The organism is Litorivivens sp. (genome assembly GCF_041625495.1).
Classification (GTDB): Bacteria; Pseudomonadota; Gammaproteobacteria; order Pseudomonadales; family Spongiibacteraceae; genus Litorivivens.
Map to the genome: position 1 here is coordinate 1 of NZ_JBFJTH010000028.1, position 14,798 is coordinate 14,798.

At 55.8% G+C, this 14,798-nt stretch carries 14 protein-coding genes; 11 read left to right on the forward strand and 3 right to left on the reverse strand.

What is annotated here, in order from left to right; translation table 11 throughout:
- Positions 1-132: 132 nt before the first annotated feature.
- Positions 133-678 carry a hypothetical protein gene (locus tag ABYP39_RS05200; protein ID WP_372781430.1) on the forward strand — a complete coding sequence of 182 codons (546 nt, stop codon included), beginning with the start codon at positions 133-135 and terminating at the stop codon, positions 676-678.
- Between the two features lie 11 nt (positions 679-689).
- Here ABYP39_RS05200 and ABYP39_RS05205 read toward each other — a convergent pair whose 3' ends face one another.
- Both ABYP39_RS05205 and ABYP39_RS05210 read right to left on the reverse strand, forming a co-directional pair.
- Complete coding sequence (locus ABYP39_RS05205; RefSeq protein WP_372781432.1) at positions 690-1,223, reverse strand: response regulator transcription factor; 534 nt, start codon at positions 1,221-1,223, stop codon at positions 690-692.
- A complete protein-coding gene (locus ABYP39_RS05210) occupies positions 1,216-2,484 on the reverse strand; it encodes an ATP-binding protein (protein ID WP_372781434.1) in 1,269 nt (422 codons plus the stop codon). The genes ABYP39_RS05205 and ABYP39_RS05210 overlap by 8 nt, the downstream gene beginning before the upstream one ends.
- A gap of 190 nt (positions 2,485-2,674) precedes the next feature.
- On the opposite strand from ABYP39_RS05210, the gene ABYP39_RS05215 reads away from it, so the two are divergent.
- Positions 2,675-3,703 (forward strand): transporter, encoded by a 1,029-nt coding sequence (locus ABYP39_RS05215; protein ID WP_372781436.1) that lies wholly within the window; start codon positions 2,675-2,677, stop codon positions 3,701-3,703.
- Positions 3,704-3,736: 33 nt separating this feature from the next.
- On the opposite strand, the gene ABYP39_RS05220 is transcribed toward ABYP39_RS05215, so the two are convergent.
- On the reverse strand, positions 3,737-5,254 hold the full coding sequence (locus ABYP39_RS05220; protein ID WP_372781438.1) for a fatty acyl-CoA reductase: 1,518 nt from the start codon (positions 5,252-5,254) through the stop codon (positions 3,737-3,739).
- A 272-nt stretch (positions 5,255-5,526) separates the two neighbouring features.
- On the opposite strand from ABYP39_RS05220, the gene ABYP39_RS05225 reads away from it, so the two are divergent.
- The 9 genes from ABYP39_RS05225 (at position 5,527) to ABYP39_RS05265 (ending at position 14,793) form a co-directional block, all read left to right on the forward strand.
- A complete protein-coding gene (locus tag ABYP39_RS05225; protein ID WP_372748443.1) occupies positions 5,527-7,107 on the forward strand; it encodes a peptide chain release factor 3 in 1,581 nt (526 codons plus the stop codon).
- 24 nt (positions 7,108-7,131) lie between these two features.
- Positions 7,132-7,872 carry a pseudouridine synthase gene (locus ABYP39_RS05230; RefSeq protein ID WP_372781440.1) on the forward strand — a complete coding sequence of 247 codons (741 nt, stop codon included), beginning with the start codon at positions 7,132-7,134 and terminating at the stop codon, positions 7,870-7,872.
- Positions 7,865-8,890: a methyltransferase gene (locus ABYP39_RS05235; RefSeq protein ID WP_372758591.1), complete on the forward strand. Its 1,026-nt coding sequence runs from the start codon at positions 7,865-7,867 to the stop codon at positions 8,888-8,890. Before ABYP39_RS05230 ends, ABYP39_RS05235 begins: the two co-directional genes overlap by 8 nt.
- Before the next feature lie 177 nt (positions 8,891-9,067).
- Positions 9,068-9,343 (forward strand): hypothetical protein, encoded by a 276-nt coding sequence (locus ABYP39_RS05240; RefSeq protein WP_372748446.1) that lies wholly within the window; start codon positions 9,068-9,070, stop codon positions 9,341-9,343.
- Positions 9,340-9,963, forward strand: coding sequence for a gluconate 2-dehydrogenase subunit 3 family protein (locus ABYP39_RS05245; RefSeq protein ID WP_372748447.1), 624 nt, complete (start codon positions 9,340-9,342; stop codon positions 9,961-9,963). Before ABYP39_RS05240 ends, ABYP39_RS05245 begins: the two co-directional genes overlap by 4 nt.
- 9 nt (positions 9,964-9,972) lie before the next feature.
- Positions 9,973-11,676: a GMC oxidoreductase gene (locus ABYP39_RS05250; RefSeq protein WP_372758590.1), complete on the forward strand. Its 1,704-nt coding sequence runs from the start codon at positions 9,973-9,975 to the stop codon at positions 11,674-11,676.
- A 30-nt stretch (positions 11,677-11,706) separates the two neighbouring features.
- Positions 11,707-12,567 (forward strand): ThuA domain-containing protein, encoded by an 861-nt coding sequence (locus tag ABYP39_RS05255; RefSeq protein ID WP_372748449.1) that lies wholly within the window; start codon positions 11,707-11,709, stop codon positions 12,565-12,567.
- Between the two features lie 13 nt (positions 12,568-12,580).
- On the forward strand, positions 12,581-13,747 hold the full coding sequence (locus tag ABYP39_RS05260; protein WP_372781460.1) for a Gfo/Idh/MocA family protein: 1,167 nt from the start codon (positions 12,581-12,583) through the stop codon (positions 13,745-13,747).
- Positions 13,744-14,793 carry a sugar phosphate isomerase/epimerase family protein gene (locus ABYP39_RS05265; protein WP_372759552.1) on the forward strand — a complete coding sequence of 350 codons (1,050 nt, stop codon included), beginning with the start codon at positions 13,744-13,746 and terminating at the stop codon, positions 14,791-14,793. Before ABYP39_RS05260 ends, ABYP39_RS05265 begins: the two co-directional genes overlap by 4 nt.
- Positions 14,794-14,798: the final 5 nt, after the last annotated feature.

Sequence of the window (14,798 nt, forward strand, 5' to 3'; positions counted from 1 at the left end):
ATCAAGCTGAATGCACTGCGTATGCGTATTGCTGCAAATAAAGGGCGTTCGCAACTTTAAGTAGTCGATTGCTGCTGGCGCCAGTCGTTGTTTTCGTGGCATATTTTCGCGACCCGATAGGGAGGTTGAAATATGTTACGGAAGATAACGGCAGGTGCTGCATTTCTTCTGGCTGGCGCATCCGCGCTGGCCGCAACACCACATCAAAACCCGCACAGCATGCTGTCCTTGCGCGCAGTCGGTCTGGTTGATCTGCCCGCGGAAGACGATGCAGGCTTTGCTGCCGGCTTAGGCTTTGGTGTTGGCTTGCATCTGAATCAGGTTTTTGTCGAGTACGATTACAGCAGGGTATTGGAGGTCGAGCCGGATTCGGAAGCTACCTTTATGAGCTTTTCCACGGGTTCGGGCGGTCAGTTGGTATGGCGGCCGGAGATCGACGCCTATGCCCACAGCGTTTTTGTCGGGCGCCGCTGGGGCCGGTTTGCCTTTGCAGAATTCAAGCTTGGGCACAGCTATCAGCGCTTTAAAGACGGTAGCGATGTGCTCGCAGAGGTAAATACCCCCGCTGCCGGGCTGGAACTCGGGCTCGGTGGGTCCGCTGCCGGACTCGGTTTGCAATATTTGTGGCTCGGCGACAATTACAAGCAAGTATCGCTTAGCTTTCGAGCTTATTTTTAACTTGGCAAGCTTTACTGCCGCACCGGTTTTTTAAGCAGTTTGCGCTGCAGAGTGCGGCGGTGCATGCCCAATGCACGCGCGGTAGCCGAGATATTGCCGTCGTTTTCTGCCAATACTTTCTGTATGTGCTCCCACTCCACCCGCTCTACTGAGGGGGGATTGTCGGGTATTTCAACGCTGGCAGAGGTAGGGTTGTCGAAAGCCGCCAATATCTCTTTAAGTGAAGCAGGCTTGCACAGGTAGTTATAGGCGCCAAGACGCATCGCTTCCACGGCGGTGGCGATACTGGAATAACCAGTCAGCATGACGGTGCGGCAGTCGGGCTGGCGTGCCTGGAGCTGTTCAATCAGTGCCAAGCCGGATCGTCCCTCCATTTTCAGATCAACCAGTGCATTGTCGAAACGGTGACGGTGCAGCAGCTGTTCTGCCGCGTCTACATTGTGCGCGGTAAGCACGGTAAAGCCGCGCTTGGACAGCGCCCGCTCCATAACCTCAACAAATACCGGGTCGTCGTCTACCAGTAAGCAGTTTCGCTCATCAGCCATCCACAAAGACTCCTGCGCTGGGTAATCGCAATTCCACCCGGCTGCCGCGTGGGCTGCAATTGTGCCACAGCAGCTTGCCACCATAGCGGTTGGCCGCAGCGTTGCTGACAAACAGGCCGAGGCCGAGGCCACGCCCCTTGGTCGAGTAAAAAGGGGTGCCCAGTTTGTCGGCGTGGGCGGCGGGAATACCGTCGCCCCGGTCTTCTACGGCGATAACCAGTTCTTCTCCCTGGAGCGAGGCGGTGAGGGCCACGTGGTCGGGGCTGGCATCGGCGGCATTGTTGAGCAGATTGATAATGGCCTGCTCGAGGGTGGTATCCATGACCATCATGGCATCGCCTGGCAGCTGGATGTCGAAACGGGCGGCATGGATGGACGGCCTCAGCAGCTGCCAATGCTCCTTGAGTAGATCGAAAAATTTAATAGGCCGTATGGTATCCGTTGTGCCGACGCTGAAATCGCGCGCAGTGCTTGTCAGTCTGCCGAGAATGTCCTTGCACAGGTTGAGCTGCGAATCCAGTGTGGCGATGTCACGGTGCGTCGCCTCCGGCAGCTCAGGGTCCTCCAGCAGCTCGTCGGTCACAATGCGCATGGTCGATAGCGGCGTGCCTAGTTCGTGTGCGGTGCCAGCGGCCAGTGTCGCGATAGCCAGCAGCTGTTCGTCCTGCAGGCGCTGCTCTCGTACCTCGGCCAGCGCCTGGTCGCGGCCGCGCACGGCAGTGGCCATCTGCACCACAAAATAGGTGATCAGCAGCGCGCTTACCGCAAAGTTGCCCCACATGCCTACAATATGGGGGTTCAGTGTTGAAGCGCCGTGGTGGGGTTCCAGTGGCGCCAGGGTGTCGTGAAAGAACAGCAGAAAACTGTAGGCAGAAACGGCGCAGGCGGTGACCAACCAGGTAAAGCGCCAGGGGAGGGTGGTGGCAGCAATACAGATGGGCACCAGGAAAAAAGAGACAAAGGGATTGCTGGCGCCGCCGGCCACGTAAAACACCAGTGTCAGCGCGGCGATATCGACCAGCAGGTGGGCGACGAATTCGCCGTCGGTAACCGGCCACGATTGGCTGGCACGCCACCAGGACAGCAGCGTAATCAGCCCCATGCAAGCGAAGATAATACCCAGTGTTCTAGTCGGGAGTGGCCATTCCAATACCTGCAGGGCAAACACGGTGGTTGCGCACTGTCCGGCCAGAACCACGCTGCGTATCAGGCAGAGGCGCTTGAGGTTGAGTGGGGCAGAGTCGCGCAGTTCCTGAGTCACGGGCGAGGGCTTCTCGGGGGATGATTTCTCGGAGGAAGGAGCCTAGACATGAGTTACGGTGCCGGTATTAACGCAAGGGTGAAAAGTATACGGGTTACAGACAATTGCGCCAGTGCGTCAGTTTGTCGCATTTTTAACACTGTCTTAGATTGTTAGGCTGGCGCGTTTTTACCATAGCGTAGGAACACCCATGATTACCCGCCTCGTCCCCCTGATGTTGCTGTTGCCGGTGTTGGCACTAGCCGATGCTGTAGGTTCAATACCAGCGAGTATTGGCCCCACCTCCCACGCGCCCATTGGTGTCATGGGCGACCACACCCACCGGGCTGGCGAATGGATGGTGTCGTACCGGCTCATGGATATGGAAATGGATGGCCTGCGAGATGGTGATAATCAGATCTCCGCAGCACAGGTAACCGGTACCATGATGGCGCCGGGCGCCTATAGGGTTGCACCAACACGCATGACCATGAGCATGCAGATGCTGGGTGTAATGTATGCGCCCAGCGATTCGCTTACTCTGATGGCGATGACTTCCTATAAGACCCACGAAATGGATCACATCACCCGTATGGGGATGCGATTTACTACTAAGGCGGAAGGGCTGGGCGACACCCGATTAGCCGGGCTGTTCAAGGTCTACCAATCTGCAGATCACAGCCATCATGTTCATGTGAGCGCAGGTCTGAGTGTGCCGACCGGGTCAATTGACGAGCGTGACGATACCCCCGCCATGGCCGATGCCAAGCTGCCCTATGGCATGCAATTGGGCAGCGGCTCCTATGATTTGATGCCAGGGGTGACCTATCAGGGCTATGCAGGGAATTACAATTGGGGGGCTCAGCTTGCGGCGGTCTTGCCGCTGGAGCGCAATGATAATGGATACCGCTTTGGTAATCGCGGAGCGGCCAGTGTCTGGGTGGCACGCAAGGCAAGCGATTATTTATCCTACAGCTTGCGTTTGTATGGTGAATCACAGGGCAAACTGGACGGTGATCGCGACGACCTGAACCCCATGATGGTAACCACAGCAGACCCCGATAATTATGGCGGCGAATATGCGTCTCTCAGCTATGGGCTGAATCTCTATCTGCCGGGAGGTGCTTTGAAGGGGCATCGGTTTGCGCTGGAATACACCATTCCCCTGTACCAGAAAATGAATGGTATTCAGCTAGAGCGCGAACCCAGCCTGAATGCCGGCTGGCAGCTGGCATTCTAGCAGATAAAACCGGGGTCTGACCCCGGTTTTTGTTCAGGCAGCGTGGCGCGGTTTGGGCGCCGGCTTTTTATCACTCAAGGCATAGCAGTTCAGGCCTGCAATATGCACTTTGCGCAGGTAGTGTTCCCAGTCGATCAGTGCAGCATCTACTGGAAACAGGGCGTCCGGGCCCACCTCGCCCATGCGCTGTGCCAGCGCCAACAGGTTGTCGCTGTGAAACACATAGTTGGGCGTCGCGTAGAAGGCGAATATTTCTGCCAGCTTGTTCATGGCGTTGAGATTGCGCAGCAGTCGCATGGGTTGCGTCCGGCCCACCAATTTTAAGGTTTTGCCGGTTGTGCTGAGCGTGCGGCACAGCAGGTAAATCGAAATATCAAACAGTCGACGGTTGACCACTTTGAAAGGCTTGCGTGGTTCAACCTCGAACAGCTTTTCATAGGTGAGGTGATTTTCCTTGGCCTCAGCCATCAGGTGGTCGATGAAACTTCCCAGGGTCAGCGGGTTCCGCGCGCCACTGCAGGCCTGGTAAATGCGCTGGGCGCCCGGACGGGCAAGCAGCTCCCCAGCGGCCAAAATGACCGCGTTGGCCACCAGATCGGCAGGTATTACATCAATCACGCCACTGCGTTTGCCGGGGAAAAACACCACCTTCTGGCGCGCGTAAGCGAGCAGCACGGCGTCGGCTACTTTCACCCCTTCAATCCAGCCGGGGGTGGGCTCTTTTAAGGTACTTTCGATAATGGCTGGACGCACAATCGTCAGGTTTTTGCCGGCCAAGGCTTTGCGCAGATACTGCTCGCCGAGCCATTTGGTAAAGGTATAGGTGTCGTTCCAGCCACGACTGCGCGCTTCGCGTTCGCCGAGCAATACCAGCTGTTCTGCCAGCGCGCGGCCACGATACTGGGTGTTAAGCTCATCGATCTTGCCCTGCAGCTCGGTGATGACGGGGGCGATGTCGTAGCGCCCATCGGCATCAACTGGAAGTGCGGCTTTTGCGGGTGGCGCAAAGGATTCGTGTATATCGCCGCGATTAAAGCCGTTCACGTAGCAGGTGGAGACCTGCAGCACCGGAATGGCGCCACCGGCCTCGGAGAGCGCCACAATATTGTGCAGGCACAGGGTATTGATCGATAGCGCAATGTCCATGCGCTCGCGGAAGTTGACGCTGGCGGCAGAGTGAATAATCAGGTCGAGCTTGTTGGCTAGCTGATGAAAGGCATTGTCGTCTAGCCCGAAACGGGGCTGGGTAACCTCGCCGGTAACGCAGCGTACTTTTTCGCTTAGTAGGCGTTCGTAGCGCACCCGGTCGTGCTGGCGCAAAGTGTTGAAAATGCTGGACGACGCTACCTCAGCCAGAAAGCGTTCGCGGGCAGTCGGGTTGGCGCGATTGCCGCGAATCAGCAGGTATATGCCGCCGATCGTCGGTAAATCCCGAAGCAGCTTCTCTAGCACCACCTTCCCCAGAAACCCGGTAGTTCCAGTAATAAGCACATGTTTGCCCGTGAGTTGGCGTTGAACCAGTCGCGGGGTGATGGGAGTTTGTGTAGTCATAGAGTTCTCCAGCAGTGAGCGCAGGGCGAGCCGACGGAAAGTGCTCGACAGAAGCGTAAGCCCCCAAAGTAAGTGGTTGGGATTGCAGGGGCGTTACAGGCATCCTGTTTGGCATCAGTAGGGTTTAATGCATTAAACGGGCCAGACGAAAAGCGGACGTACCAGAGCAGTTTCGTGAGTGGGCGCCATACTAGTGGATAAGAATCCGTGTAGACAGGGCGGCGGATCGGTATAATTCACGGCCATTTCACAGTCGATAGCGAAACCGATACATGAGCAGTTTTACCGACGCCGTAGCCCGACGCCGAACCTTTGCCATCATCTCTCACCCCGATGCGGGTAAGACGACTATTACCGAGAAACTCCTGTTACTCGGTCAGCTGATTCAGGTGGCTGGAACCGTCAAGGGGAAGAAGTCCGACCGTCATGCCACCTCCGACTGGATGACGATGGAGCAGGAGCGAGGTATTTCTGTCACCTCGTCAGTGATGCAATTTCCCTACAAAGAACGGATGGTCAACCTGCTTGATACCCCGGGCCACGAGGATTTTTCCGAGGATACCTACCGCACTTTGACCGCTGTGGATTCTGCGCTGATGGTGATAGACGGCGCCAAAGGTGTTGAGGATCGCACCATCAAGCTGATGAACGTCTGCCGCCTGCGCGATACGCCCATCCTGAGCTTCGTCAATAAACTCGATCGGGATATTCGCGACCCCATCGACCTACTCGACGAAGTTGAATCCGTGCTCTCGATCGAGGCGGCGCCCATCAATTGGCCTATTGGTATGGGCAGCGAATTCAAGGGTGTTTACAACCTGTATACCGATACGCTTCACGTGTTTAAACCGGGTCAGGGCAAAGTGATTGCCGACGATATACGCATTCAGGGTCTTGAATCTGACGAGGCAAAGGCCTTGCTGGGCGAGGAGCATGCAGACTATCTGGATGAAATCGAACTGGTGCGCGGCGCCAGTCACGCCTTTGATCTGGAGGCCTACCGAGCGGGTAAGTTGACGCCTGTATTTTTTGGTACTGCACTGGCGAATTTTGGCGTGCGTGAAATGCTCGACGGTTTTGTGGAATGGGCGCCGGCGCCACTGGCGCGTGAGACCGAGAGCCGCAAGATTGAGCCGGTAGAAGAAAAGTTCAGCGGCTTTGTCTTTAAAATCCAAGCCAATATGGATCCGCGCCACCGCGACCGCATCGCCTTCTTGCGCATCTGCAGTGGCAAGTACACTAAAGGCTTGAAAATGCGCCATGTGCGCCTGGGTAAGGATGTAAAAATCGCCGATGCGGTCAGCTTTGTCGCTGGTGATCGCGAGCTGGTTGAAGAGGCCATATCGGGCGATATTATCGGTTTGCACAACCACGGTACCATTCAGCTGGGCGATACTTTTACGGAAGGCGAAGATCTCAAATTTACCGGTATTCCGCACTTTGCACCGGAGTTGTTCAAGCGTATCCGTCTGCGCGACCCGATGAAATCCAAACAGTTGCAGAAGGGTTTGCAGCAGCTGGCAGAAGAGGGGTCGACTCAGGTCTTTATGCCGCTCAATAACTCAGACCTTGTTGTCGGAGCGGTCGGTGTACTGCAGTTTGAAGTTGTGGCCTACCGGTTGAAGGATGAATACAAGGTCGAGGCCATCTACGAGCCGGTAAATGTGCACACGGTGCGATGGGTAGAGTGCAAAGATGCGAAAAAGCTGGAAGAGTTCAAACGCAAATGCAGTGACAATCTCGCTGTGGATGGTGGTGGTCATCTGACCTACCTTGCGCCGACGCGGGTAAACTTGCAGTTGACCCAAGAGCGCTACCCCGACATCGAGTTTTTCGCCACGCGCGAACACTGATGAAATCCTGTGGTGGTAAGGCCCGTGACGAATAATCCGGCATCAGACAAGACGCTGCGGTTGGACAAGTACGTTGCCAGCGTCACGGATTTTTCCCGCAGCGATGTAAAGAAATTGATCAAGGCAGGTGATATAGAGGTTGACGGGCAGGTCGTCATCAACCCCGCCACCCTGGTGTCCAGCGATGCTCTGCTAGCGCTCGACGGGCAACCGTTGCGGGCGGCGACGCCGCGCTACTTTATGCTGCATAAACCAGCAGGTTTCGTCAGCGCCACTCGGGATAAGTGGCATCCAACCGTCATGGAGTTGTTGCACGAAGATAATCTGGAGCGGCTGCATATAGCCGGTCGGCTTGATGCAGATACCACCGGACTGTTGTTGATTACCGACGATGGCCAGTGGGCGCATCAGGTGATGTCGCCCAAGTCGCGCTGTTACAAGCGCTATCATGTAACGACGGAGGCGGATATTCCCGCAGCGGCGGTTGAGCGTTTCGCGCGTGGGCTTTTTCTCGATGAGGAGAAACGTCGCACGCTACCGGCACGGTTGGAAATCCTGTCGCCCCGGCAGGCCTGGTTGGAAATTTGCGAAGGCAAGTTTCACCAGGTGAAACGTATGTTCTCGGCACTGGATAACAAGGTGGTCGCATTGCACAGGCAGGCGGTGGGTGAATTGGAACTGGATGAAACCCTGGCTGAGGGCGAATATCGCACGCTTACCGCAGATGAGGTGACGATGCTCGCCCGGGAAGCCGGCAATGACTGATGCGTCGCTTGAGTTGCTCTACCGTGCACTGGAGTCGAAGCCCGCCCGTGGCCTATTGCTGGCGGACGAGCAGTGTATTGCGGAGCCAGGTATACAAATTCCTGTGATCACCAATCGCGTGGATGTGGCGCAGCGCTTTCAGGCGGCGGGCTTCAATGCTGCGCTTTCTGATTTTGATCTGTCGGTTATCGACGTTGACTCCATCTACTATCGCGTCAGCAAAGAAAAGGCGCTGGTTCACCACCTGATAAACCAGGCATTACTGCGCTTGCCCATTGGCGGGGAGCTGGTTTTGACAGGTGAAAAAGGTGATGGACTTAAAACCTATGCAGACAAGGCGCGCACTCTGGTCGGTTCTGACAAGGATCTGAACAAGGGGCGCGGTGGTGCGTTGCTGGCGCGCATTCGCAAACAGCGTGAACCCGAGACTTCGCTGGATGACAGCAATTACCGTCAACTGTGTGATATCGCACCACAAGGTCATGTGGCCCTCTACAGCAAGCCCGGGGTCTATGGCTGGCAGAAAATTGACCGAGGGAGTCGACTGCTCATCGGTGCGCTGGGCGATGTGTTGGATAAAAACGGGGCGCAGGCACCGCGTGATGTTCTGGATCTTGGTTGTGGCTATGGTTATCTGACGGTAATGGCGCATCAGCGTTTGCCTGACGCTCGGTTTGTGGCAACAGACAATAATGTGACTGCGTTGGTGGCCTGCACGAAGAATATAGAGACCCACGCTATTTCCGCTCAGGTGGTGCCTGCCGACTGTGCTGATGGTATTGGCCAACAATTCGATCTGGTGTTGTGCAACCCGCCCTTTCACAAGGGCTTCGATATTCATGGCGATCTGACCCTCGCCTTTCTTAAAGCTGCTGCCGCACGTCTCGCTCCGGCCGGGATGGCGCTGTTCGTGGTCAATCAGTTTATTGCGTTGGAGCAAAAGGCCGAGCCCTTGTTTGCCAGCTGTGAGCGCGCTGGCGAGGGCGAGGGTTTCAAAGTTTATTTGCTCAAGCGATAGGAGCCATTGGCTATAGCCTGGCGAAGTTTTTGGGCGCAGGCTGAGGTTCCTTCCTTCCCTTGTCCCGGATGGGATTAGCCGCTATGATGTAAACGATTACAGCAAGTGCATCCCGCGAGGGCATAATAAAATGCAAAAACTGCCATACGAGACAGGGCTGCCCATGGAGTTCATGGTTTGAGTCGGCTCGCTGTCACGGGCCGACGAGCCCTGCTTGGTGCACTGATTGCGGCTTATCTTTATGCCGGATTGGGGGTCACCGCCGCGGCGTTTTACGAGCTATATCACCTTATCAAGATCGAATTCGTGTACTACTTCTACAGCGCCTTTAAGGCGGCCAGTTATTACTTGCCGCGCTGGGAGTGGTATTGGCTGTTTTGTGTGATGACCGGATTGATGATCAGTCTGCCCTGGTGGCAGTTTCTGAAGGCCCGACGAGGAGTGAAACCATGAATCGCAGGGAGTTTCTCGAATGTGCCGCTGTAATGGTGGGCGGGCTGTCGCTGCATCAAGTGGGCTTCAGTCTGTCGCAGGAGCAGCGGGTTTATCTGGCCACAGCGCCGTCGTATATCGCCAGAAAACCAGCGTATTTGAATGTTGCCCAGAAGAAAACGCTGGCCATGTTGACTGAAACGATTATGCCGCGCACGGATACACCGGGTGCTATCGACGCGGGAGTGCCACGCTTTGTAGAACTGATGGTGTTCGAATGGTTGACCGACGAAGAACGGTCGCTGTTCGTCGGCGGACTGAATGCGCTGATGAGCGAGACCGAAGCCACGCATCAAAAGCCTTACGAGCAACTAGCCGAAAAGCAACGCGTGGCGATTCTGGAAGATCTGGAAAAGGCCGCCGGCGATTCCGCCTGGTATGACATTGGCAGCGCCGCAATGCGTGATTTTATCAGTGATGCCCCTTTTGTCTGTCAGCTGAAAGAACTCACGATCTGGGGCTTTTTTACTTCCGAAGTGGGTAGCAAGCAGGTGCTGCGTTATGAGGCGATGCCGATGAAGTTCGATGGGCACCGTTCCCTCGATGAAGACGACAGCAGCTGGGCGACGCCGTTCATATAGGAAGACAATATGCTTCACACTGCCAATTATGATTTCGACGCAATTGTTGTGGGCTCAGGTATCACCGGTGGCTGGGCGGCGAAAGAGCTGACCGAAAAAGGTCTGAAGGTACTTGTTCTGGAGCGCGGAAAAGATCTTCAGCACAGCGTGGACTATCTCGGCGAACACGCGCCGGACTGGAAGTTGCCATATCAGGGTAAAAGACCGCGAGAGCTCTACCGCGAAGAGTATCCGGTGCAAAGCAAGAGCTATGCATTTAGCGAGGCAACGCGCCATTTCTTCAACAATGACAAGGAAAACCCCTACGTTCGCGATGAGGATAAACCCTTCGATTGGATTCGCGCCAATGTGGTGGGGGGGCGTTCACTGTTATGGGGGCGGCAGACTTATCGCTGGAGCGAACAGGATTTTCAGGCAAACGCCCAGGATGGTCATGGCATTCCCTGGCCAATTGGCTACAGCGATCTGGCGCCCTGGTATAGCTATGTAGAGAAGTTTATCGGTGTGAGCGGTGAGGCTTTGGGATTGGATGAGCTCCCCGATAGTGAGTTTTTGCCGCCAATGGGTATGCATAAAATTGAGGAGACTATTAAAGGGCGACTTAAAAACAAGGCGCCAGACCTCAAAATGACTATGGGGCGGGTGGCCATTCTGACCGAGGATCACAACGGTCGGGCGGCCTGTCATTACTGCGGACCCTGCCATCGCGGTTGCTCTACCGGCAGTTATTTCAGTTCTCAGAGTTCAACGCTGCCGGCTGCGAGAGCCACGGGCAACCTGACCTTGCGTCCTAACTCTGTTGTGGAAAAGCTAATCTTTGATCCGGCGACCAAGAAGATCAGCGAAGTACGCGTTATTGATAGCCAGAGCGGAGAGCGCCACGCCTTTCGTGCGCGTATTGTGTTTTGCTGTGCATCAACGGTGGGCTCAACGCAATTGTTACTGCAGTCAGCGTCAGAACACTTTCCCCATGGCCTGGGTAATCGCAGCGGCGCGCTGGGTCATTACCTGATGGACCACGCACTGGGAATGGCAGCGCTGGGTTTTTTCCTCGACGATATGGACAGCTATTATTTCGGCAATCGCCCGAATGGCACGTATATCCCACGTTTTCGCAACCTCGCTGGTAAACCCGCCAGCGACGATTTCCTGAGAGGCTACGGATTCCAGGCCAATGTGATTCGCATGGACTGGCGGACCGGGTTCAACCAGAAAGGTTTTGGTGCTGGTCTTAAAGATTCATTGCGCAAGCCGGGACCGTGGGTATGGGCACTATCGGCCTTTGCCGAATGTCTGCCGGACAGCCGCAATCGTTTGTATTTGCATCCCACGAAAAAAGATCGCTTCGGCATTCCTCAAGTTGCCTTTGATGCAGCTTGGCGCGACAACGAGCATAGATTATGGGGTGATGCGGTCTCTCAGGCTGATCGGATCATGAAGGCCGCAGGCGCCGTGTTTAGTATTAAGCAGGAATCCATTGAGGCACCCATGGGGGCCGGCATTCACGAGATGGGTACTGCGCGAATGGGGAACGACCCGCAGCAGGCTGTGCTGAATGCCTACAACCAGGTGCACGATGTTCCGAACCTGTTTGTGACGGACGGCGCCTGCATGACCTCGTCGTCGTGTGTTAATCCATCACTGACTTATATGGCGCTTACCGCGCGCGCGTGTGATTACGCGGTAAAACAAATGCAGGCTGGTCTTGTCTAGCGCGTGATTAAAAGGGGAAGGAAACAAGCAATGAAAACCTGGCTTAAACGTATTTTATTGAGCTTGATGGTCTTGGTCGTCGGCGCAGTGGGCTATGGCTATTACCAGCTAAAATCGGTCGGTCTCATACCGCGCAAGGATTATGACACCGTTGCGCCGGTACTACCGGAATTCAAAAAGCCCGCCGTGCTGGTATTCACCAAAACCAACGGGTTTATTCATAAAGATGCTATTCCCGTTGCAAAGCAGGTCTTCAAGTCGTTGATCGAGCAGCAGGGCTGGCAAGCCTACCTGACTGATAACGCTGCAGTGCACTCGCCTGAACTGCTGAAGCGATTCGATTTTATTATCTGGAATAATGTGTCTGGCGATGTACTGACCGCTGAGCAGCGAACAGCCATGAAAACTTGGATTGAAAATGGCGGTGGCTGGCTGGGTGTGCATGCCTCCGGCGGCGATTTTTCCTATGACTGGGAATGGTATGTACAGACCCTGATAGGTGCCCAGTTTATAGGCCACACCATGGATCCGCAGTTTCAGAACGCCGATGTTATTGCCGCCGACCCCTCCCTGCTGATTACTGCTCATCTGCCCAAGCCCTGGAGGGTAAAGCAGGAAGAGTGGTACGCCTTTGACCAGAACGTTCGTGATAAGGGCTATGAGGTTCTGTTGACCCTGGATGAATATAGCTATCACACAGCGGGTGAAACCTGGCTGGGCAATGACAGTATGCCGGGTGAGCACCCTATTGCGTGGCGTCATACCGTGGGCAAGGGTCGCGTGTTCTACAGTGCCATCGGGCACCAACCGGCCACGTATGAATATCTGGAATATCAAGCCTTTCTGCGTAAGGCAATGCACTGGGTCAGGGGGCGCGACGGTGACCAATAAGCGCAAAATCCGCATGGGTATGGTGGGTGGCGGTCCCGGCTCGATGATCGGTCCCATTCACCGTATGGCTGCTGCCCTTGATGGTGAGATTGAGCTGGTGTGCGGTGTGTTTTCCAGCGACCCGGAAACGTCGCGAAGGGCAGCTGCACAGTGCTATCTGCCAGCCGACCGCTGCTATGACAATTTCCGAAGCATGATGGAATCAGAGGCGCGTTTGCCAGAAGGCGAACGGATGGATTTTGTCGCGGTGGTTACGCCGAATCATCTGCACTTTCCGGTGGCCGAGGCGGCACTGAAATGCGGTTTCCATGTGCTGAGTGACAAGCCGGCGACACTGAATTTGGATGAGGTGCTGGCGTTGCACTCGCTGGTGAAGGACAGCGGCTTGTTGTATGGGCTTACCCATACCTACGCTGGGTATCCGATGATCAAGCAGGCCCGCGAAATGGTAGCTGCGGGCACCCTTGGGAGAGTCAGGAAAGTCCTGGTGGAATATCCCCAGGGCTGGCTGTCTGAAGCGGGGATTGAGAACAGCAGTAAACAGGCGCAGTGGCGTCTCGATCCGACGCGAGCCGGTATCAGTAGTTGCGTGGGGGATATTGGCTCCCACGCGGCCCACATTTGCGAGTACGTCACGAGTAGTGCGATCTCCGCTATCTGTGCCGATCTGGGCAGTGTTGTGGCTGGCCGTAGCATGGACGATGACGCCACCATCATTCTGCGTTTTGACAACGGCGCGCGCGGGGTGTTGATTGCCAGTCAGATCTGCGCGGGTGAAGAAAACACGCTCAAACTGCGGGTATACGGCGAGCGCGGCGGTCTGGAATGGTCGCACGCTGATCCAAACTCGCTGTTGCACAAACCGTTGGAGCGGCCTGTGCAGATCCTGCGTGCCGGCGGCCCCGGGTTAAGCAACGCTGCGCAGGCCAACTGCCGGACCCCGGGCGGTCACCCGGAAGGCTATCTGGAAGCTTTTGCCAATCATTATCGAAATTTCGCCGGCCAGGTACGTGCCCGCCTGCAAGGTCGGCCGGTCAGTGCGGTGGAAGCCGATGTGCCGGACATACACGACGCGCTGCGTGGTATGCGTTTTATTGAAGCCACCGTAGCTGCGTCGACCTCAAACCAGAAATGGGTGGAGCTTCAGCCGCTTTGCGCATTGCAAGGAGATCAATCATGAAAGGCCCTGCCATTTTTCTGGCGCAGTTTGTGGGCGACCAAGCCCCATTCAATTCACTCGATGGATTGTGTCATTGGGCGGCGGATCTGGGCTACAAGGGTATCCAGCTTCCTACCTTTGAGCGCGGTCTTATTGATCTGGAAACCGCAGCAGAGAGCCAGGACTACTGCGACGAGCTCAATGGTCGCGTGGCTGCCGCAGGGCTTGAAATTTCCGAACTGTCGACGCATTTGCAAGGACAGCTGGTGGCAGTGCATCCAGCGTACGATGAAATGATGGATGGTTTTGCGGTGCCTGCGGTTCGGGGTAATCCGGCGGCCCGCACTGCCTGGGCGATTGAGCAGCTTAAATTGGCGGCCAAGGCTAGCCAGAGGCTGGGTTTGACTGCCCATGCCACATTTTCCGGAGCACTGCTGTGGCATACCTTTTACCCTTGGCCGCAGCGTCCGCCGGGATTGGTGGAGACCGGATTCGCCGAGCTGGCAACGCGTTGGCGCCCCATATTAGACGCCTTCGATGAGGCGGGCGTTGATTGCTGCTTCGAAATCCACCCTGGCGAAGACCTGCACGATGGCGCCAGCTTTGAGCGCTTTCTGGCGGCCGTAGATCATCATCCACGTGCGAATATTCTCTATGACCCCAGCCATTTGATTTTACAGCAGCTGGATTATCTGGCCTTTATCGACCTATACCACGATCGCATCAAAGCCTTTCACGTAAAAGATGCGGAGTTTCGACCCAATGGCCGCAGTGGTGTTTACGGCGGTTTTGAGGGGTGGGTCGATCGTCCAGGTCGTTTTCGGTCTCTGGGCGATGGCCAGATTAACTTTGGCGCAATCTTCAGCAAGTTTGCACAGTACGGTTATGAGGGGTGGGCCGTACTGGAGTGGGAATGCTGCCTTAAGCACCCGGAAGACGGTGCGCGCGAAGGAGCTCCCTTTATTCGCGACCATATGATCCGGTTAACCGATCGAGCTTTTGATGATTTCGCCGCGGTGGATTCCGATGAGGCCTTCAATAAGAGATTGCTGGGTCTCGTCGATTGAGCGCG